The sequence below is a fragment of the Hyalangium gracile genome (genome assembly GCF_020103725.1).
GTDB lineage: Bacteria > Myxococcota > Myxococcia > Myxococcales > Myxococcaceae > Hyalangium > Hyalangium gracile.
In genome coordinates, this window is the sequence record NZ_JAHXBG010000024.1 from 106783 (window position 1) to 126591 (window position 19809).

Here is a 19809-nt window from a genome sequence, read left to right on the forward strand (position 1 = left end):
TCGCGGGGTCCCAGGTCAATCCTCTGAAGGCGCGGACACGGCTGCGGGGGCCTCGGCGGAGGCCTGCTCTGTAGTCGAAGGTGAGAGCGGCTTGTCGGCGGGGCCCGTGTGGCGAGCACCGGGCGGGCTGAAGGTTGGCCGCTCGGCGGGGCCGCCACGGCCGTGGACGAGCGTCTTCGTCTCGGACTTGAACGCGATGTCCACCTTGTCCCCGCGCACCGCCGTCACCAGGCCCAGGCCGAAGGTGGGGTGCTGGATCACCTGATCCATCTTGTAGGTGTCCTTGGGGCTGTACTTCGCCGCGTTGGCGATGTCCTTGCCGGCCAGCTGCTCCTCGAAGGAGATGACGACCTTCTCGGGCTTCTCCGCTCGGGGCGTGCTGGCGCGCGCGGTGCTGGCGCGCGAGGAGGCCGACGGCTTGTCCGTGGCGCCCGGGGCGCTGCGGTAGGCATGATCACCGCCGCACGTGTTGCAGCGCACGCGGGCGATCTTGGTGCCCACCATCGCGAGGATGGTGTGCGCCAGCGGAGTGGGGAGTTTGCAGCGGGTGCAGAAGGCGTCGACCTCGCCGCCAACCTTGTAAGTAGCCATCTGGGTGCTCGGTTCGGGTCTCGCGGACCCGGGTCATGAGTAAAAAGGGGGGCGCAACATAACGATCAGCCCCGAGTAAGCACAACCGTCTCCACCGGGGACTTGTGCCGCTGAACCGGGCACGTAGAGTGAGGCAGGACCCACCATGGCGACCGAGAACGCAGACAAGGCGACCCAGGAGCCGTCCCTCCTCCTTCAATCGCTCGAGAAGTTCGTCAAGTCGGCGGTGGGCGTCGTCTCCAACATCGGTGGGGTGACGTACCTGGGATTCCAGGTCGCTCGTTGGAGCCTCAAGCGGCCATACAGGCTGACCAACCTGTTCGCGCAGCTGGACTTCGTGGGCGTGGGCTCCATCTTCATCGTCGGGCTGACGGGGCTGTTCACCGGCATGGTGTTCGCCACGCAGACCGGGAGCGCCTTCGCGCTCTTCGACGCCGAGAGCATGGTGGGCCCCACGGTGGCGCTGACGCTCACGCGCGAGCTGGCCCCGGTGTTCTCCGCGCTCATGGTCACCATGCGAGCAGGCTCCGCCATGTGCACGGAGCTGGGCACCATGCGTGTCACCGAGCAGGTGGACGCGCTGGAGACGATGGCCGTCAACCCCATCCAGTACCTGCTGGTGCCCCGGGTGCTCTCCGGCCTCATCATGGTGCCGGTGCTCACCATGCTCTTCAACACCACGGGCATGTCGGGCTCGTACTTCGTGGCCGTGGTGGCCAACGACATCTCCGCCGGCACCTTCCTCAGTCGCACCCAGCAGTGGCTGGATCCCATCGATCTCTACGAGGGCCTCATCAAGGCGGCCCTCTTCGGGCTCTCGGTGACGCTGGTGTGCTGCTACAAGGGCTTCAACGCGTCGGGCGGCGCCAAGGGCGTGGGCCAGGCCACCACCGAGGCCATGGTCACCAGCGCGATGACCATCTTCATCATCGACTTCTTCGTTGGCGTGATGATGCACTGATGAGCGCCGCCTCTGCCGCCCCGGCCGCCGCGCGGCCGATGATCCAGGTCGTCGACCTGCACAAGACGTTCGGCGAGCACAAGGTGCTCACGGGCATCAACCTCACCATCCCCGAGGGCAGCACGTGCGTCATCCTCGGCGGCTCGGGCTCCGGCAAGACGGTGCTGATGAAGCACATGATCGGCCTGCTCAAGCCGGACCAGGGCCAGGTGCTCATCGACGGAGAGGACATCGTCCCGCTGGGGGACGTGGAGCTGGAGCGGGTGCGCCGCAAGTTCGGCATGGTGTTCCAGGCCGCGGCGCTCTTCGACTCGATGAACGTGTTCGAGAACGTGGCCTTCCCGCTGCGCGAGCACCGCAAGGAGCTGCCCGAGGAGCAGGTGCGGCAGATCGTCCGCTCCAAGCTGGACCTGATGGGCCTGCCCGTCTCCGTGGAGTCCAAGTTCCCGGCGGATCTGTCCGGTGGCATGCGCAAGCGCGTGGGCCTGGCGCGCGCGGTCATCCTGGATCCGAAGATCGTCCTCTATGACGAGCCCACCACGGGCCTGGATCCCATCACCACGGACTACGTGGACGAGATGATCCTGGAGGCGCAGGCCCAGCTGAAGGTGACCAGCGTCGTCATCAGCCACGACATCGCCTCGGCCTTCAACGTGGGCAACTACATCGCCTTCCTGTCCAAGGGCCTCATCATCGAATTCGGACCTCCGGAGCAGCTGCGCAACTCCGAGAACCCCGTGGTCCAGAAGTTCCTGCAGACATGGTTCGGGAAGAACTAGCCATGCGGACCCTTCACAGGGAAATGCTGGCACCCGGGCCGCAAACCGCTATTGTCCCCCCGGCCGGACCCCCTCGGAGTCACTCCAGGTGAAGAAGCTCGTCACGCCGTTCCGTGTAGGACTGCTGGTGCTCGCTGCCGGCGCCTTCTTCTTCGCGTTCTTCGTGTTCGCGCGGAAGGGTGGTTTGAGCGACAAGGAAGCCACCTCCGTGTGGGCCTACTTCCGGGACGCCTCGGGCCTGAGCGCCAAGAGCCGCGTGCAGATCGCCGGCATCCCCGTGGGAGAGATCAGCCAGATCACCCTGGAGGGCACGCGCGCCAAGGTGCTGCTGAAGATCCGCCGGGACGTGGATCTGCGCGAGGACGCCGTGCTCACCAAGCGCTCCGAGTCCCTGCTGGGGGACTACCTGCTGGATCTCAACCCCGGCACCGAGCAGGCCCCGCTGATGCCGGAGAACGGGCAGATCCGTCGGGTGATCGACACCCAGGGCATGGAGGCCGTCTTCCAGTCGCTCAGCCAGATCACCGCGGACATCCAGCAGGTGACGGCGGCGCTGCGAGACGTGCTCGGCGGAGAGAAGGGCGCCGGCTCGCTGCAGCGGATCGTCGAGAACCTCATCCGCCTGTCGGAGTCCGTGGACAACACGGTGCGCTCCAGCGGCGAGCGGCTCAACGCCATCCTCGCCAACTTCCAGGGCGTCTCCGAGGACGTGCGCGGGCTGACGGCGGAGAACGAGGCGGAGGTCACCCGCATCGTCAACAACATCGAGGGCATCACCAAGGACGTGCGCGAGGTGCTCAACACCGTGAAGACGGTGGTGGGCAGCAACGAGGGCGATCTGAAGGAGGGCGTGTCCAGCCTGAAGGAGACGATCCAGAAGCTGGACCGGACGCTGGGCAACCTGGAGCAGATCACCCAGAACGTGCGCGAGGGCGAGGGCGTGGTGGGCACGCTGCTGGCGGACAAGCAGCTGGGCCAGCGGCTCACGGAGGCGGTGACGGACGTGTCCGACTACGCCAGCCGGCTCACCGGTCTGCAGACGGAGGTGGGCCTGCAGGCCACCTACCTGGTGGCCCAGGGGCGCTCGAAGAACAGCCTCTCGCTGCGGCTCATCCCCAAGCCGGACAAGTACTACCTGCTGGAGATCATCGACGATCCGCGCGGCCTGGTGGAGGTGCAGGTGGTGCAGAACAACCCGCCCGCCTCTGGCCAGCCGGTGGAGCAGACGCAGAAGATCACCCGGGAGACGTTCAAGATCAGCGCCCAGTTCGCCAAGCGCTACTACTTCACCACGCTGCGCTTCGGCCTGATCGAGTCCACCGGTGGCGTGGGCGCGGACCTGCACTTCCTGGAGGACGCGCTGACGCTGAAGCTGGACGCCTTCAACTTCTCGGCGGAGGAACTGCGCTACCCGCGGCTGCGCGCCACGCTGCGCGCCCAGGCCTTCGATCACCTCTTCGTGACGGCCGGCATGGACGACATCCTCAACGCCCAGCAGCGCGACACGGCGACCCGGCGCCTGATCGCCGGCCGGGACTTCTTCTTCGGCGGCGGCATCTTCTTCACCGACGATGATCTGAAGGCCCTGCTCCCGTCCGTGCCCACGCCGTGAGCCTCGCTGCTTGACCTGGGGCCTGGAACGTCGTACCCCGTCGCGGCACGGGTCTTGCCCTGAGCGCCGTGCCGGAGTCTTCAACCAGGCATCTCCCAGGAAGCTTCATGTCTCTGCTCGTCGTCGGCTCGGTCGCGCTGGATTCGGTGGAAACCCCCTTCGGCAAGAAGGAGGACGTGCTCGGTGGCTCGGCCACCTTCTTCTCCACCTCGGCTTCGTTCTTCAACCCGGTGCAGCTGGTGGCCGTGGTGGGCGAGGACTTCCCCGAGGAGCACGTGCACTTCCTGCGCGCCCGCGGCATCCACCTGGATGGCCTCACGCGTGAGAAGGGCCGCACCTTCCGCTGGAAGGGCAAGTACGGCTTCCAGCTCAACGAGGCGCAGACGCTGGACACCCAGCTCAACGTCTTCCAGAGCTTCGCGCCCCGGCTGCCCGAGGCCTACCGCAACGCCCCCTACGTCTTCCTGGGCAACATCCACCCCGAGCTGCAGTCCCAGGTGCTGGATCAGGTGAAGGCCCCCCGGCTGGTGGCCGCCGACACCATGAACTTCTGGATCCAGGGCACCCGCGAGGCGCTCCTCAAGACGCTCAAGCGCGTGGATCTGCTCTTCGTCAACGACGCGGAGCTGCGCCAGCTCTCCGGCGAGCACAACATCGTCAAGGCCGCCCAGGCGGTGCTCGGCATGGGCCCCAGCCGCGTCGTCATCAAGCGCGGCGAGTACGGCGCGCTGCTCTTCGAGCGCGAGCACATCTTCGCCTGCCCGGCCTTCCCGCTCGAGGACGTGTTCGATCCCACCGGCGCCGGAGACACCTTCGCCGGCGGCTTCATGGGCACCCTGGCCACCGCGGACCGCTACGAGCCGGACGTGCTGCGCCGCGCCATGGTGATGGGCAGCGTGATGGCCTCCTTCACCGTGGAGCGCTTCAGCCTGGACCGCCTGCGCGATCTCACCCGCCAGGAGATCCACCGCCGCTTCAGTGAATTCAAGCGGTTGACGCACTTCGACGACCTCGGTCCCCTGCAGGGCTGACCAGAAGGCTGAAAAAACCGTCCTCCCGGACTTGACGGATGTGGGCACGCACCGTACGGTGCCGCATCACTGTCATTTTCCAGGCTCCTGGAAGAGGATAGGAGCAAGAGTCCGTGAGCCTAGCCGTGGAGGAAGTCGGGTCGATGGAGAACCGGAAGTACGGGCGAGTCCCGTCTCGCATGCGCTGCTGGTGCGAGGGTGACAACGTCACCCTGTACTCGCGTGTTGGCAATCTGAGCGAGGGCGGGCTCTTCCTGCGTACCAGCACTCCGCTGCGGGAGGGCGTGCAGGCGACGGTCCGGTTGGGAGTAGGGGAGGAATATGGCCCCGAGGTGCAGACATTGGCCAAGGTGGTCTGGTCGCGCCACAATGACAAGCAGTGGCCCTCGGGGATGGGGCTGCAGTTCGAGTCGCTCGATGCGGCGAGCCTGGAGCGGCTCAGGCAGATCATCTCCTACGAGAGAGCACGGTGGCCCGGAGCCTGAGCGGCTCTGAGGCTCCCTGGGCGAGGCACACGAACCATGCGGATTGCGGTCATCTCCGACATCCACAGCAACATCGAGGCGCTCACGGAGGTGCTCCGCACGGCGGATCGCCACAAGGTGGACCGCGTCGTCTCGCTGGGAGACATCGTCGGCTACGGGGCGTCTCCCAACGAGTGCTGTGATCTGGTGCGCTCGGTGACGGAGGTGACGCTGCTGGGCAACCACGACGCGGCGGTGGCCGGCCGCATGGACTACTCGTACTACTACGACGCGGCCCGGCACGCGCTGGACTGGTCGGCCAGCGTGCTCTCGGAGGAGAACCTGGGGTGGCTGCGGAGCCTGCCGTACACGTACCGGATCGGCGAGGTGGGCTTCTGCCACGGCTCGCCCATCGAGCCCAAGGCGTACGAGTACATCTTCGCGCTGGAGCAGGCGCGGGAGCTGACGCCCTTCGTGGCGGAGCTGCCGGAAGTGACGTTCATCGGCCACAGCCACCTGTGCAAGGCGTTCGCCATCGGCAACGGCGAGGTGAACGACGTGGTGGCCCAGAAGTTCGGCATCCGGCGGGGCTACAAGTACATCATCTCGGTGGGCAGCGTGGGGCAGCCGCGGGACTACGACAACCGGGCCTGCTTCGTGATCTGCGACACGGACGCGCGCACGGTGGAGTACACCCGCGTGGAGTACGACATCGAGACGGCGGCGCAGAAGATCTTCGACGCGGATCTGGCGCTGAACTTCGGCAAGCGCCTGTTCCTGGGCGTCTGAGAGCTGGGCCGGGCCCCGCCGAAATGCGGCGGGACGGCCGGAAACGTGGCATAAACCGCACCCTGTGCGGAACCACAGCCTGACGACCCTGAGTCGGCCCCTCGTGGGCCTTGTCTCCACCGTCCTGATCGCGCTGGCGCCGGCCGGATGCCGCAAGGATCCCGGTCCCCCGTCGCCCGAGTACGAGCAGGCGCACCAGCGCTTCAGCAAGCTGTACGGGCAGAAGCTGGACGAGGCGTTCCTCGAGCCGGAGATGGAAGAGATCGAGGCGCTGCTCCAGCAGGTGCCTGCGGACAGCATCGACGCGCCCTCGGCGAAGGAGCTGCAGCAGCGCATCGCCAACGGCCGGGCGAAGATGGAGCAGGCCCGCAAGGAGCGGGAGGCCGCCATCGCGGCGGCGCAGGAGGTGCCGGATCTGCCTCCCTCGACGCCGACGGCCGAGCCGGAGCCCGAGCCGGCTCCGGCGCCCGCCGCGCCAGAGGACGCGGGGGTGGTGGATTCGGGGCCGGTGGTGGGCTCGGCGGCGTCCGCGCTCTCGGGCGGCTACCTGGGGTGCTTCCAGTCGATCAGGCCGATCAACGTGGTGGGCAAGGGGATGCGGGACGCCTGGGAGATGTCTGACCGGGCGCGGTGCAGCCAGGTGTACCCGGCCTTCGTCGGTCAGGTGCTCCTCATCGAAGACGGCAAGGTCCTGGCGATGTTACCGAAGGACTCCGTGCGTGTGACCTACCAGCTGGCGGACGGCGGCACGACGACCGGGAACCCCAACGCGGATGCGGGGCGGTGAGCTGACGCGGTCGTTCCCCAGCCCTGGCCAGAAACCTTCGAGACTTCGCTCGCAATGAACGAACAGACCTTCATGAAGTTGATGCAGATCCTTCCCAAGTCCGCCCTGTCGTCGGTGGTGGGGCTGGCCACTCGGCTGCCCGCGCCGGCGCCGGTGCACCGCATGGCGATGAAGGCCTTCGCCAAGGCGTACCACGTGGACATGCAGGAGGCCGAGGGCTCGTTCGATCGCTACTCCACCTTCGCGGAGTTCTTCACGCGCGGGCTGAAGCCGGGGCTGCGGCCGGTGGACGCGGGTGAGAAGGTGGTGGTGTCGCCGGTGGACGGGCGGGTGTCGCAGGTGGGCTACTCGGACAACGGGCGGTGCCTGCAGGCCAAGGGCATCGAGTACACGGTGGACGAGCTGCTGGGCGACAAGGCGGCGGCGGCGCCGTTCCACGGCGGAGCGTGGACGACGCTGTACCTGTCGCCGCGGGACTACCACCGCATCCACGCGCCGCTCGGAGGGATGATCACGGGCTACGCGTACATCCCGGGAGAGTTCTGGCCGGTGAATCCGGCGTCGGTGAAGAACAAGCAGTCGCTGTTCTGCGTGAACGAGCGGCTCATCACCTACCTGGACACGGTGGCGGGCAAGTGCGCGGTGGTGAAGGTGGGCGCCACATGCGTGTCGCGCATCAAGGCGGCGTACGACGAGGTGATCACGCACACGGGCCAGCCGGGCAAGGTGCACTCGTATTCGACGCACCTGCCGGTGGAGAAGGCCGGGGAGCTGGGGCGCTTCGAGATGGGGTCCACGGTGATCCTGCTGTTCGAGCCCAAGCGGGTGAAGTGGGACGACAGCCTGCAGCCGGAGACGGTGGTGCGGATGGGCCGTCGCATCGGGGAGATCGTGTGAGCCAGAAGATCAGCGGTGTGAAGGGGATGAACGATCTCCTGCCGGGCGAGCTGAGCTCGGACATGGCTCCGATGGAGACATGGCAGTACCTGGAGCGGGCGGTGCGCGAGGTGTTCTCGCGGTTCGGCTACGGAGAGATCCGCACGCCGGTGCTGGAGGACACGGCGCTCTTCGTGCGCAGCGTGGGCGAGGAGACGGACATCGTCGGCAAGGAGATGTACACCTTCGAGGACAAGGGCGGCCGCAGCCTGTCCATGCGTCCGGAGGGCACGGCGCCGGCGGTGCGGGCGTACATAGAGCACGCGGTGGCCAACCAGGAGCCGCTGACGCGCTGGTACTACGTGGGACCGATGTTCCGGTACGAGCGGATGAAGACGGGCCGCTACCGGCAGTTCTATCAGATCGGTGCGGAGGCGCTGGGCTCGAAGGAGGCGGCGCAGGACGTCGAGCTGATGGACATGGTGGTGCAGCTGCTGGAGCAGGTGGGGCTCAAGGAGATCTCGCTCAACCTGAACTCGCTGGGGGACGACGCGTGTCGCCCTGCGTACCAGCAGAGGCTGGTGGACTACCTGAAGTCGCACCGCGAGGAGCTGTGCGAGGACTGCCAGCGGCGGCTCGAGACGAACCCGCTGCGGGTGCTGGACTGCAAGAACGCGAAGTGCCAGGCGGTGGTGCAGGCGGCGCCGAACATCCTCCAGGCGCTGTGCGAGCCGTGCAAGGCGCACTTCGAGGACGTGAAGCGGAAGCTGGACGCGCTGGGGATCCGGTACGTGGTGAACCCGCAGATCGTCCGCGGGTTGGACTACTACACGCGCACGACGTTCGAGTTCATCGCGGCGCACCCGGCGCTGGGCACGGCGAGCACGGTGGGCGGGGGCGGGCGGTACGACAAGCTGCTGAAGGCGCTGGGTGGGCCGGACATCCCCGCGGTGGGGTTCGCGCTGGGGATGGATCGGCTGACGCTGCTCCTGAAGGAGGGCGGGCAGAAGTACAGCGCGCCGCCGGATCTGTTCGTGGCGGTGGCGGACGAGGGCTCGGCGGATGCGGCGTTCGCGCTGGCCAGCCGGCTGCGGAAGGAAGGGCTGCGGGTGGAGTTCGACACTCGCGGCGGCAGCCTGAAGAGCCAGATGAAGCGAGCGGACAAGACGAAGGCGCGCTTCACGCTCGTGCTGGGCCAGGCGGAGCGGGAGAGCGGCAAGGCGCAGCTCAAGCCAATGGCGGGCGGCGATCCGATTCCAGTGTCGCTGAACGAAGTGGCCCAGGCTGTGCGCGCCGCGCCCCAGGCCCCCGCGACCCAAGGCTGAAAGCGTGACCCGAGGCGGGGGCTGAGGCCCCTGCCGGTTTCGTGGTCCGCCAACTGGTATGACAAGCATACCAGTTCGGCCAGCGTGAGCCGGGAGCCCTCGGTCCCGGGGGCCGGCTACTGGCTCAACCGTTCTCCGTTCGCGCCGACGACTCGCGTCTTGCCGTCCTTGTCGACCTCGAGCCGCAGCTGTGGCTTCTCCTGGGCATCGTTGATGACGATGCTCGCCACACCCTTGTCCACACCCAGGACGATGCGCTCCTTCCAGTCCTGGCGGAAGGTGATGTTCGGCTGGCCCTTGATGAGGCCGATGCACATCGCCTCGTAGCCCTCGTCGCTGTCGAAGCACAGCCCATTGATGCCCACGGGCTCGAGCATTCCGAGCCCTCCGACTTCCTTCCCGGACGAGTCCATGAACTGGATGCCGTACGCCGTGACCGCGCGCTTCAGGCCCTTGGGATCGGGCAGCGGCGCGCCGATGCGGATGCGCGCCTGACCATGCTCATCGACGATGTTCAGCTCACGCACCGAGATCGACTCGGGAGACTGGGTTGCGGCTTGGACGCCTGAACACGCTCCGAGGACAGAGACGGCGCAGGAACCGACGACCTTCAGAGCGAGACGGCGGACAGGATTTGACATGGCAAGGCCCCTTTCCAGGATGGATTGGGGCGGCAACCTAGAGAGAACCGAGACACCGTGAATCACGGCCGCGCGTTCATTGCGTCATGGTTGCGTCATTCCGAGGCCCGCTCGGCTCAGACGTGTCTTCGCAGGTACTCGGCGGCGCGCTTGATGACTTCGATGAAGTCCCGCTGCAGGAGGGATCGCTAGAGGCGGTCCGCCGCCTGCAGCTCGTCGCCCAGGCGCAATCGCTCTTCCTCCGAGAGCGGGAGCTGCTGGAGCTCCGTACGCAGGGCCCTGGCGCGTTCCTCATCCCCCAGCGCCACGGCCAGCTCGGCGCGGGCCGCGAGTGCGCGGGCTTGCTCGAAAGGGGAGGCCGCTTCATTCCGGGCCAGCGCCAGGTCGAGGACCTTGGCTGCCGCGGCGTCGTCCATCTTGTTGTCACGCAGTCGGGCCGCCATCTCCAGCGCCCGCTCCATCCTCGAGCGCTGCCCGGGCTCGTGCTTCTCCGGGGACTTGGAGGCCTCTTCAGGGGCGTTTCGCTTGACGAAGATGACCGAGTTGCCGGCCAGGTCGACCAGGGTGAACCGGCTCTGCCTCGGCTTCATCCGCGTGATCCGGGGGACGCCTGCGATGGGGAGCTTGCCGTACCGCTTCCGCAGGGCCTCGGCGAACGTCTCGTGCAGGTTCTCCACCTCCTCGACCACGACGAGGCACGCGCTGAACGCCGCCTCCGGGTTCAGCCCCTTGAGGCCGAAGAAGTGCAGCTCGAAGCCCCCGCGTCGCACCACCGCGTACGGATTTGGCGAGAGCTGCCGGTAGGTCACCTCGAAGCCCAGGGCCTTGTAGAACTCCAGCGTCTCGTCGAGCGAGACACAGGGCAGCAGGGGAATCGTCGTCTCGGCCGTCATTCGCGCGATCCTTTCTGTCCGTCGTGGGAGGCTGCCGCCTCGTCCTCGAGCCGCTGGCGTACCTCTCGCAGCGCGTCGACCGCGTCCCGGAGGCGCCGTGGGTCCACTCCCGCGCCGATCCGGTTCGCCCAGACCGCGTGCCGCTGTTCCACCTGCCGCAGCGCCTCGCGTCCCTTGGCCGTCATCGAGATGAGCCGGGCGCGGCGGTGGTGCGGGTTGTCGAGGTATTCGATGAAGCCATCCCGCTCGAGCGCATCGGCGGTCTGCTGCACGCTCTGCCGGGTCAGCCCCATGAGCCGGGCCACGTTCGCGACCGGCGCAGCGCCATGGTCCACCACGCCGAGCACCTGCCAGCGGGCGCTGCTGAGCCCGACCGGCTCGGCCAGCAGATCCCCCGCCGCGAGCGCCAGCCCGTTGAGGCGGAACACCTCCAGCACCAGCTCGGTGAACACCTCGCCCGATGACGTCAGCTTCGCCATTCGCAAGTTCCTGTCATATTGACAGGAGCCTGTCAATCGAGCCGCGCTAGGGCTTGCCGAGATCGATCGTGTCCGGCAGCTCGTTCACGTCCTTCTCGCCGAGAGGCGGGAAGTGGAGCGCCAGCTGCTCGCCGATCTCCTGGATGCCGGCCACCAGCCCGCCGGTGAAGTCTCCGGTCCGGAAGTGCTCGCCGAGCACCTTCGCCACGCGGTCCCAGAAGTCCTGGCCGACCCTGGCGTGGATGCCCGCGTCTCCCAGCACCACGAACCGGTGCCGGGCGGGAACGACGAAGAGCAGCACGCCGTTGCGCTCGCGGGTGGCGGTCATCCCCAGCCGCTCGAAGGCGAGCTCGGCCGCGCGCTGGACGTTGCCCCAGAAGAGCGGCGCGAGCGACACCCGCACCTCACCCGAGGTTCGCTGCTCCGCCTTCCGGAGCGCCTCCTCCACCCGGGGCAGATCGATGTGCCGGAGGAACTGCCGTCGCGTCAGCAACCTCATGCGTATCGCCTCCCGTCACCAGGCTCCGCTCGCGCCACCGCCGCCCGAGCGTCCGCCTCCGCCTCGAAAGGAGCCGCCCGCGCTGCCGCCCCAGCGCCCACCTCGGCGGCCGCCTCCGCTGCTCAGGATCTGCAGCAGCAGGTAGAACGCCAGCCGGGGGTGGGTGATGACGAAGATCAGCAGCGCGATCCCCAGGAGCATGTAGAGGATCTTCTCCCCGGTCGAAGGCGCCTGCTCCGAGCCCCCACGGACGCGAGACACGGGCGGGGGAGGGGACGTCTCGCCGCCGAGGGTTCCCAGGAGCGCGTCCACGGCCGCGATCACCCCCGTGTCCGCCTCTCCCTCGCGGAACCTCGGGAGCGCCTCCTCGGAGATGATCCGCGAGGCGACCGCATCTGGCACCACGGGCTCGAGCCCGTACCCGACCTCGATCCGGATCCGCCGCTCCCCGGCGAACACGAAGACCGCCAGCCCGTCATCCCTGCCGCGCTTGCCAATTCCCCACGCCTCGAAGGTCCGGGCCGCCCACTCCTCGAGCGGGACGCCCTCGGTGTCCTGGCCGATCCAGACGATCACCTGGCGGCCCGTGTCCCGCTCGTACTTCTGGAGCCGCGCATCCAGCGAGCGCCGGGTGGACTCGGAGAGGAACCCGGCCGTGTCCGTCACCCACCGCGTGGGAGCGGGCGGAGGCTGGAAGCCGGCCGCGAGCGCCCCGAGGCACGACAGGAGGACGGCCAGCGCCGCCCATGGCCTCAGCCCGCGCACGGCTAGAACTGGACCTTGGGCGCCTCGGACGCGCCCTGCTGTGCCTGGAAGTAGGGCTTCTCGGCGAAGCGCCCGCCGAAGAACCCGGCGAAGAGGACGGTGGGGAAGCTGCCGCGCCGGGTGTTGAAGGCCTGCGCCGCCTCATTGAAGCGCATGCGCTCCACGGAGATCCGGTTCTCGGTGCCCTCGAGCTGCGCCTGGAGCGCGGAGAAGTTCTGCGTGGCCTTCAGCTCGGGGTAGCGCTCCACCGTCACCAGCAGCCGCGAGAGCGCGCTCGAGAGGTTCTGCTGCGCCTGCTGGAACTGCTGGAAGGCCGCCGGATCCTCGAGGATGTCCTTGCTGGCCGTGGTCGTCACCTGGCTGGCCTTGGCCCGAGCCTCGGTGACGCGGGTCAGGGTCTCCTGCTCGAAGTTCGCCGCGCCCTTGACGGTGGCGACCAGGTTGGGAACCAGATCGAGCCTGCGCTGGTACACGTTCTCCACCTGGCCCCACTGCGCCTTCACCGCCTGATCCAGGCCCACCAGAGAGTTGTACGAGCCGATGCCCGCCACCGCGAGCACGGCGACCAACGCGACGAGCGCCACTCCCACCCACTTGCCCATGAGCTCCTCCGCTAGGGGAGCCCACACCTGCTCGGTCTGGGCTCGACAGTCCTTGTTGGCTGCTGTCGCCAGGGGGTGCAACGCGTGTACCGCGAGCGTGGTGGCTGCTGGACGCTGCGTGGATGCAGGTTCTGCGCGCTGTCCGAGACCGCGCGCAAGGATTGCCCCCGCGACGGAGAAGGTGGCCCCGGCTCAGTACGCGCACGCCCGATCGCACGGGAGGCTCGGAGAGCGCCAGACGCGGATGTCGTCGACGTAGTACTCGGAGCCTGCGCTGGTATCGACCGAGGTGAAGAACGTGAATGTCCGGTTGAATTCCTGGGACAGGCCCGCCGCGACGGTGACGTTGTGCCAGCCATCATCCAGCGGCTCGGTGTAGTCCGAGATGATGTTCGCGGAGCCACCCGAGCTATTGAAGTGGCGGGTGGTGAGGGTGATCCGGCCTCGGGTGGTACCTCGCCGGAACCAGGCGGACACGCAGTAGACTACCCCCACGGGGGCTCCCGTGAATTGGGCTTCCTTCAACTCCACGCCGTACGTGCCGGCGGAGGTGGAGGTGCGCGTCATCTTGATCGCGCCCGTTCCCGATCTCACGGTGGTGCTGGTGGGATCGATCCTGCCGCGACCGGTGCCATCGAAGTAGTCGTTGATGTCGAGCGGAGGCTCGGCGCCCCCCTCGATCAAGAGGTTGGGAGGACAGCCCGCGTCCTGGGGCGAGCCCGCATCCGGTGTTCCAGCATCGGGACCTGGCGGGTTGTTTCCTCCATCGGAGGTCCCGCCATCAGCTGGTACTCCCGCATCGGGGCCGCCATCCGCGCCGCCGCCCGTGCCGCCATCCTCGCCCCCATCGCTGCTCCCGCCGTCCCCCGGTCCCGGCCCGCCACACGAGGGCACCTCGGACGCGAGCTGGCACGTGCCCTGGCAGCAGACGAGCTCCTCGTCGACGCAGGAGTGCTCCGGGTCACAAGGGCGCCCGATCAGGGAATGAAGCTCGGGCTGACAGCTCGCCACCAACCCTGCTGCCAGGAGGGTCAGAAGCAGCAGGAAGCTGGCTTGCACGCGGGCACGGAGCACGGTTCCTTCCACCTTACCCGGCCTGCCGGCAGGGCGCAGAGCGAGCCACCGGGCTGATAGTCTCAGGCTATCAGATGGATTGAAACGATGTCATGGCGACTATCTCAGCCCGGGCGCATCCTTCTCGAGGTTTCGAAGGAAGGAGCTTGGGTATGAGTATCGCCGTGCTGGCTGCCATGGGTTCGGGTGCGCTCCACGCGCTCTCCGGTCCGGATCACCTGCTCAGCCTGGCGCCTCTCTCGGTGGGGCGGCGTCATGGCGCCTGGCGTGTGGGGCTGGTCTGGGGGCTGGGGCACGGTCTCGGCACGCTCGCGGCGGCGGCGGTGCTCATGCTGGCGCTGTCCGCCGTGCCCCTGGAGGGGATCGATCGCTGGGCCGAGCGTGTGGCTGGGTTCGCCCTCCTGGTCATGGGCGCCTGGGGAGTGAGGCGGCGGGCGATCGCCGCGTCGACGGAGACGGTGTCTCGGGGAGTGCTCGCGGTAGGGCTCGTCCATGGGATGACGGGTGCCGCGGCGCTGCTGCTCCTCCTGCCTGCCGTCGTCTCCGGCACGGCCGCCTATCGCGCCCTGTATCTCGGAGGCTTCGCGGTGGGCAGCACCCTGGCCATGGCGGCGCTCACCTCGGCCATCGCCGCCGTGTCCCGGGCTCGCCGGGTGCCCGCGGCCTTCGGGACGTACGTGCCCCGGGCGGCCTCGGCGCTGTCGGTCGTGCTGGGCGGCGCGTGGGTGGTCGGGAGCATCTGAAGGCTCGAAGGGCTGCCTACGAGGCTCGGAGGCAGGGCCGAGGCACATCCGTGCTCGGGATGAGGGGGCAGCTCAGGTATGGATCGGCGCGTGAAGCCACTGCTGACCGTCATCGCGGGACCGACCGCCTCGGGCAAGACCGGGCTCGCCGTGGAGCTCGCTCGCCGCGCGGGCGGAGAGATCGTGAACGCGGACTCGCAGCAGGTGTACCGCCTCTTCGACATCGGCACGGCCAAGCCCTCCGCGGAGGAGCTCGCCGCGGTGCCGCACCACCTCATCTCCGTGGTGGAGCCGCTCGAGTCGTTCTCGGCGGCGGAGTACCAGCGCCGGGCGGACGCGGCGATCGCGGACATCGCCTCTCGGGGGAAGCCGGTGTTCGTCGTGGGCGGGACGGGGCTCTACCTGCGGATCCTGCTGCACGGAGTCGTCGAGGCGCCCGGGGCGGATCCAGCGCTCCGGGCCTCGCTGGAGGCGCAGGCGGCCGCCGAGGGGCGGGAGGCCGTGCACCGCCAGCTCGCCCAGGTGGACCCGGAGACGGCGGCGAAGCTGCCCACGCAGGACCTGGTGCGCGTCATCCGAGCGCTGGAGATCCACGCGCAGACGGGGATTCCGGCCTCCCAGTGGCGCCGGGAGCACGGCTTCGCGCCGGACCGGTACCCGTTCCGGATGTTCGTCCTGGAGCCGCCGCGAGAGCAGCTCTACGTGACGATCAACGCGCGCACGGAGGCGATGTTCGCCAGAGGGCTCGTGGAGGAGACGCGGGAGCTGCTCGCGCGCGGGTACGCGGAGGCCGCGCCCATGCGCAGCGTGGGCTACGTGCAGGCCCGAGCGGTCGTCGAGGGCCGGATGACGCGAGAGGAGGCCCTCCAGGATACGGCCCAGGAGACGCGCCGCTACGCCAAGCGGCAGCTCACCTGGTTCCGCAAGGAGGCCGGTGCCGTGCACCTGGCCCCACCGTATGAAGCCCTGCGAAGCCTGGCTCAGGAGGCGTAGCGACCGGACTCCGCGTCCACGGGGCTCTCCGAGACTCGCGCGGGCGCGGGCGTCGAGACGACCGGAGCCTCGTGGCCCATCAGCAGCCGTAGCAGGCGAGCCGGCTCCACGGGCTTGGGCAGGAAGGCCTCGGCGCCGGCATCCAGCGCTCGCTGCCGGACATGGGGCCGGTTCAGGCCGCTCATCACGAACACGCGCGTCTGGCGCGTCAGCGGGTGCTGCTTGAGGCCCTCGCACAGCCTCAAGCCGTCCACCCAGTGCAGCACCACGTCCAGCAGGATGGCCGTGGGCGGCCGCCGTGCCACCGCGCAGAACAGGGCCAGCTCGTCCGCGAAGGACACCACCGTGGCGCCCGTGGACTCCAGGAGCTGCGTGATGGCCTCCCGAGCATCCGGGTCGTCGTCCACGACGTAGTAGAGGTCCGGCTCCAGCTGGGGAATCGTCGTGGGGATCGGCTCCATCGCCGTGCGCAGCCACGAGCCCATCACCTCGCGCAGGCCCGCCCAGCGCGCCGAGGCCAGCAGGGCCAGTGGGGTAGGGGCAGCCAGCCCCAGCACCCCGCCGCTGTAGACGCCACCCACCGAGCCACGCTGGCGTGCCGCCAGGAACGCGGCCGGAGCCCGGCGACCCGCGCGCCGCAGCCAGGCGATGGAGCGAGCTCCCGCCGCCGCGTCCTCCATCAGCTCGGAGAGCCCCTCACGGACATACCGACGCTCGAGCTGCGAGGCCTCCAGGCCTCCATCCAGCAGCCCCACCGCGCCGCGGCTGCATGTGGCCAGCGTCTCCGAAACACCGATCTGCAGCGGGTGTCCGAGCGCCGCCGGCCCCACCGCGATCTGCCCCGGCGCCACGAGCGAGCGCCCCGGACCGAACGGCAGCCGCGTCGTCTCCAGCGCCGTCAGCTCGAAGCCTTCCTCGATGAGGCCATCGCGCGCCGCCATCATCAGGGCCTGGCACAGATCGGCGGGGGTGACCGCCGGCCCGAAGGCGATCGCGTACACGGAGTGCGCGGCGGGCAGCAGGAACAGTCCATCCACCGTCGGCAGGGGAGCGATCCACAGCCGGGCCAGCGGCGAGAGCGTGAGCCGGGAGGTGCTCTGGCGCAGCCGGGCCTGTACCGCGGCCACGGTGGGCGCCGGCCGGAACCCCGGGAAGAACGAGTCCCCGAGCGAGCTCCCCGCGCCCGCGGCCAGGGCCGCCGCGTGGAAGCGCTCGCCACTGCCCTGGGCCCGGACCACCAGCGGGCCACTGTTGCGCACCGGAGCCGGAGCATCCGGAGCCGGAGGCTGGCTCTCGACGCGGTCGACGTGGCGATCCACGAACCGGGCGCCCTGGGCCGTCGCGGCGGTGACGAGCGCCTCGCGCACCATCGCCAGCCCGCCCCGTCCCTGGGGCCAGCCATCCACCACCCACAGGCCACCGGGAGGCGCGGGCAGCAACTCCCGCCGTCCCTGGGCCAGGAGCTCCACGCCGCGCAGCTCCAGCGAGCGCCACTCCAGCGGGACGCGGCAGCCCAGCGCGGCCAGGCGCGAGCGACACTCGGGTGTCAGGACCACGGGCGGCGTGACGCTCTCGGATTCACCGTGCGAGTACACCCGCACTTCCAGCGCGATGCCGCGAGCGCGTCCATTGAAGAGCAGGGAGGCGGCCAGTCCCGCGCCGGCAATCCCACCGCCGATCACCGCTACCCTCGAACCGCTCACCAGCCTGCTTCCGCTCATCCGCACCCTCGCTCGCCCTTCGGTTCGCCGCCTGCTCTTCGAATCGCCTCAGTGCCTCTGCGCCACCGCCGAAGGGGGAACGACCATCGAGTTGCCGTACACCACCACCCGATCCCGCCCCTCTCGCTTGGCCACATAGAGCGCCGCATCCGCCGCCTTCAGCAGCGCCTCCGTGTTCTCGCGTGGCGTGCCCTGGGAGTGGTCCGCGATGCCCACGCTCACGCTCAGCCCGAAGGGGGCTGGCCGTCCATCACTGCGCTGCACCGTCACATTGCGCAGCCCGGCGCGGATGCGCTCGGCGAACGCCGCCGCCTCGATGGCTGTCTGGTGCGGCAGCAGGGCGACGAACTCATCCCCGCCGAAGCGCGCCGCGAAGTCCGACTCGCGCAGGTTGCTCTTGAGGTGCGAGGCGAGCGCCAGGATCGCCCGGTTGCCCACATCGTGGCCCATCCCGTCGTTGATGGCCTTGAGGTGGTCCAGATCGATCACCACCACCGACAGCGGATACTGGTAGCGGTTGGCGCGGCGGAACTCCTCTTCCATCCGCAGGGTGAGGGCCCGGAAGTTGGCCAGCCCGGTGAGCGCATCCGTCTGGGCCAGCACCCGGAGCCGGTGCTGGTGCTCGCTCTGCCGCAGCGCCCGGTCGATGCGCGCCAGCAGCTCTCGGGCGCTGGCCGGCTTGTGGATGAAGTCCACCGCGCCCATCTCCAGGCAGCGCTCCAGGGTGGCCTCGTCCGTGTCCCCGGTGAGGAAGATGACGGGCACGGCATCCGTGCGCACATCCTTCTGCAGGTTCTCCAGCACGGAGAGCCCATCCCCGCTGGGCAGGAACCGATCCAGGAGGATCAGATCCGGCCGGTGCTCCCGCGCCAGCTCGATGCCGGCTTCAGCATCGGGGGCCGTCAGCACCTCGAACTTCGACACCAGCAAGTCCGAGAGGCTTTCTCGAACACCCGCATCGTCCTCGATGATGAGGACGAGGGCCCGTTCACTGCCACGGCCGCGCCGTTCCATGCAACGCTCCGCTGCGCACGCCTGCCCCGAAATGGCAGGTCGAAGATCTCGAGCGCCACGCCCTATGGAGTGCTCCTGACGCCCTCGCGCCCCTCGCGCTTCCGCCGCCGTCGCCCGCAACTCCCAGCACTCGCTGTCAGCCGCAACCTTCACCCGAGACCTCCGGCTGCCAAGTCCACTCGTCTCTTTTTCCGCCGCCCCTCTGCGGAGGCGCGCTGGACGTGGGAGCAAGCCGTGTGCCCCGGGTGGAACCCGGCGGCCGGAGTTATTTCGGGCGGTTGCGGTGACCGCTACACTTCACGTCTTACTCGCCCGGAAGACCTTCCAGCGTGGGAAGTCGTGACGCGGTAGGAATTCCCGTACGCCGGAGAACGGATGAGGCCCCCAAGGTGCGTAGCTAACGTCGATTAATGAACTGCATGCGGCGTCCGCCGCCCCCGCCCATGGTGGGGGGAGGGGGAGGGGCCTCGAGGCCGAACTGCCACCAGGTGGGCTCGTAGGGCTTCATCTTCAGCCGCTTGTCGTTCTGCAGCTGGGTGAGGCTGGCCTTGAGCTTCTCCTCGGTGGGGTTGGTCTCCACGGCGCGCCCGAGCACACGCAGCGCCTTGTCCTTCTCCTTGATCTGCAGCAGGCACCAGGCGTACGCGGCCCAGATGACCGCATCCTTCTTGCCCGTCTTCACGGCGGCCTCGAAGGCGGCCTCCATGGCGGTGTAGTTCTTGCGCTGGTAGTGCAGGGCGCCCTCCATGGCCTTGGCCATGTAGTTGCGCGGGCCGCACCTGGCGAAGTGGGCCTGGGCGCCATCCAGGTCCTTGACCATGTACTTGAGCATGCCGATCTGCGCGTGGAGCTCGGGGCCGACCATGAGCTGCCACTTGTCGTAGACCAGGCCCTGCTCGAGCGTCTTCACGGCGCGCTCCACCTTCGCCTGGGCATCCTTCTGGTTGGTCGCCTGGGTGGCGAACTCCTTCTGGACGGAGTCCATGAGCTTCTGGATGCGGTTGGCGACGCGGCGGGCCAGGAGGATGAAGGTGCCGATGAAGGCGAGCAGGCCCGGGATGATGCCGGCCCAGATGGGGAAGCCGGCCAGCTTGGTGCCCAGGACGATGGCGATCCCGACACCCAGGGAGATGAGAAGGTTGTACATGCGCGGACCCTCTAGCCATTTGG

The 19809-nt window shown here is 68.7% G+C and carries 22 protein-coding genes; 11 read left to right on the forward strand and 11 right to left on the reverse strand.

The features are described 5' to 3' along the window. Positions 1-15: 15 nt before the first annotated feature. Positions 16-591 carry a hypothetical protein gene (locus KY572_RS36120; RefSeq protein ID WP_224248247.1) on the reverse strand — a complete coding sequence of 192 codons (576 nt, stop codon included), beginning with the start codon at positions 589-591 and terminating at the stop codon, positions 16-18. 145 nt (positions 592-736) lie between these two features. Here KY572_RS36120 and KY572_RS36125 point away from each other — a divergent pair, with 145 nt between their 5' ends. The 9 genes from KY572_RS36125 (at position 737) to hisS (ending at position 9215) form a co-directional block, all read left to right on the forward strand. Next, positions 737-1552, forward strand: a complete 816-nt coding sequence (locus KY572_RS36125) for an MlaE family ABC transporter permease (RefSeq protein WP_224248248.1) — start codon at positions 737-739, stop codon at positions 1550-1552. Positions 1553-1590: 38 nt separating this feature from the next. Continuing rightward, positions 1591-2331 carry an ABC transporter ATP-binding protein gene (locus KY572_RS36130; RefSeq protein ID WP_224248309.1) on the forward strand — a complete coding sequence of 247 codons (741 nt, stop codon included), beginning with the start codon at positions 1591-1593 and terminating at the stop codon, positions 2329-2331. 88 nt (positions 2332-2419) lie between these two features. After that, positions 2420-3943 (forward strand): MlaD family protein, encoded by a 1524-nt coding sequence (locus tag KY572_RS36135; protein WP_224248249.1) that lies wholly within the window; start codon positions 2420-2422, stop codon positions 3941-3943. A gap of 107 nt (positions 3944-4050) precedes the next feature. Further along, on the forward strand, positions 4051-4974 hold the full coding sequence (locus KY572_RS36140) for a PfkB family carbohydrate kinase (RefSeq protein WP_224248250.1): 924 nt from the start codon (positions 4051-4053) through the stop codon (positions 4972-4974). Between the two features lie 113 nt (positions 4975-5087). After that, positions 5088-5459, forward strand: coding sequence for a TIGR02266 family protein (locus tag KY572_RS36145; RefSeq protein ID WP_317987945.1), 372 nt, complete (start codon positions 5088-5090; stop codon positions 5457-5459). Between the two features lie 36 nt (positions 5460-5495). After that, positions 5496-6227, forward strand: coding sequence for a metallophosphoesterase family protein (locus tag KY572_RS36150; protein WP_224248251.1), 732 nt, complete (start codon positions 5496-5498; stop codon positions 6225-6227). 103 nt (positions 6228-6330) lie between these two features. Beyond that, entirely contained in the window at positions 6331-7014 is a 684-nt protein-coding gene (locus KY572_RS36155) for a hypothetical protein (protein WP_224248252.1), read from the forward strand. Between the two features lie 54 nt (positions 7015-7068). Beyond that, positions 7069-7911: an archaetidylserine decarboxylase gene (gene asd / locus KY572_RS36160; RefSeq protein ID WP_224248253.1), complete on the forward strand. Its 843-nt coding sequence runs from the start codon at positions 7069-7071 to the stop codon at positions 7909-7911. Next, positions 7908-9215: a histidine--tRNA ligase gene (gene hisS / locus KY572_RS36165; protein ID WP_224248254.1), complete on the forward strand. Its 1308-nt coding sequence runs from the start codon at positions 7908-7910 to the stop codon at positions 9213-9215. The genes asd and hisS overlap by 4 nt, the downstream gene beginning before the upstream one ends. A 116-nt stretch (positions 9216-9331) precedes the next feature. Here hisS and KY572_RS36170 read toward each other — a convergent pair whose 3' ends face one another. From KY572_RS36170 to KY572_RS36200, 7 genes are all read right to left on the reverse strand, one after another. Then, a complete protein-coding gene (locus KY572_RS36170; protein ID WP_224248255.1) occupies positions 9332-9742 on the reverse strand; it encodes a hypothetical protein in 411 nt (136 codons plus the stop codon). 302 nt (positions 9743-10044) lie between these two features. Beyond that, positions 10045-10749, reverse strand: coding sequence for a VOC family protein (locus KY572_RS36175; protein WP_224248256.1), 705 nt, complete (start codon positions 10747-10749; stop codon positions 10045-10047). Further along, on the reverse strand, positions 10746-11228 hold the full coding sequence (locus tag KY572_RS36180; RefSeq protein WP_224248257.1) for a MarR family winged helix-turn-helix transcriptional regulator: 483 nt from the start codon (positions 11226-11228) through the stop codon (positions 10746-10748). Before KY572_RS36180 ends, KY572_RS36175 begins: the two co-directional genes overlap by 4 nt. Positions 11229-11274: 46 nt before the next feature. Beyond that, positions 11275-11727 (reverse strand): TPM domain-containing protein, encoded by a 453-nt coding sequence (locus tag KY572_RS36185; protein ID WP_224248258.1) that lies wholly within the window; start codon positions 11725-11727, stop codon positions 11275-11277. A 15-nt stretch (positions 11728-11742) separates the two neighbouring features. After that, positions 11743-12492 carry a TPM domain-containing protein gene (locus tag KY572_RS36190; RefSeq protein ID WP_224248259.1) on the reverse strand — a complete coding sequence of 250 codons (750 nt, stop codon included), beginning with the start codon at positions 12490-12492 and terminating at the stop codon, positions 11743-11745. 2 nt (positions 12493-12494) lie between these two features. Further along, entirely contained in the window at positions 12495-13094 is a 600-nt protein-coding gene (locus tag KY572_RS36195) for a LemA family protein (protein WP_224248260.1), read from the reverse strand. 192 nt (positions 13095-13286) lie between these two features. Then, the gene (locus tag KY572_RS36200) at positions 13287-14168 is read right to left on the reverse strand and encodes a hypothetical protein (RefSeq protein WP_224248261.1); all 882 of its coding nucleotides are present in this window, start codon (positions 14166-14168) and stop codon (positions 13287-13289) included. A gap of 152 nt (positions 14169-14320) precedes the next feature. Here KY572_RS36200 and KY572_RS36205 point away from each other — a divergent pair, with 152 nt between their 5' ends. Together KY572_RS36205 and miaA are read left to right on the forward strand one after the other, a co-directional pair. After that, positions 14321-14911, forward strand: a complete 591-nt coding sequence (locus KY572_RS36205) for a hypothetical protein (protein WP_224248262.1) — start codon at positions 14321-14323, stop codon at positions 14909-14911. Between the two features lie 90 nt (positions 14912-15001). After that, the gene (miaA, locus tag KY572_RS36210) at positions 15002-15904 is read left to right on the forward strand and encodes a tRNA (adenosine(37)-N6)-dimethylallyltransferase MiaA (RefSeq protein ID WP_407660062.1); all 903 of its coding nucleotides are present in this window, start codon (positions 15002-15004) and stop codon (positions 15902-15904) included. Here the strand turns inward: miaA and KY572_RS36215 are convergent. From KY572_RS36215 to KY572_RS36225, 3 genes are all read right to left on the reverse strand, one after another. Further along, positions 15892-17625, reverse strand: a complete 1734-nt coding sequence (locus KY572_RS36215; protein WP_224248264.1) for a response regulator — start codon at positions 17623-17625, stop codon at positions 15892-15894. The two genes, miaA and KY572_RS36215, sit on opposite strands and share 13 nt — an antisense overlap. A 48-nt stretch (positions 17626-17673) precedes the next feature. Further along, positions 17674-18639 (reverse strand): diguanylate cyclase, encoded by a 966-nt coding sequence (locus KY572_RS36220; RefSeq protein ID WP_224248265.1) that lies wholly within the window; start codon positions 18637-18639, stop codon positions 17674-17676. Positions 18640-19036: 397 nt separating this feature from the next. Beyond that, a complete protein-coding gene (locus KY572_RS36225; RefSeq protein ID WP_224248266.1) occupies positions 19037-19786 on the reverse strand; it encodes a tetratricopeptide repeat protein in 750 nt (249 codons plus the stop codon). Positions 19787-19809 lie beyond the last annotated feature (23 nt).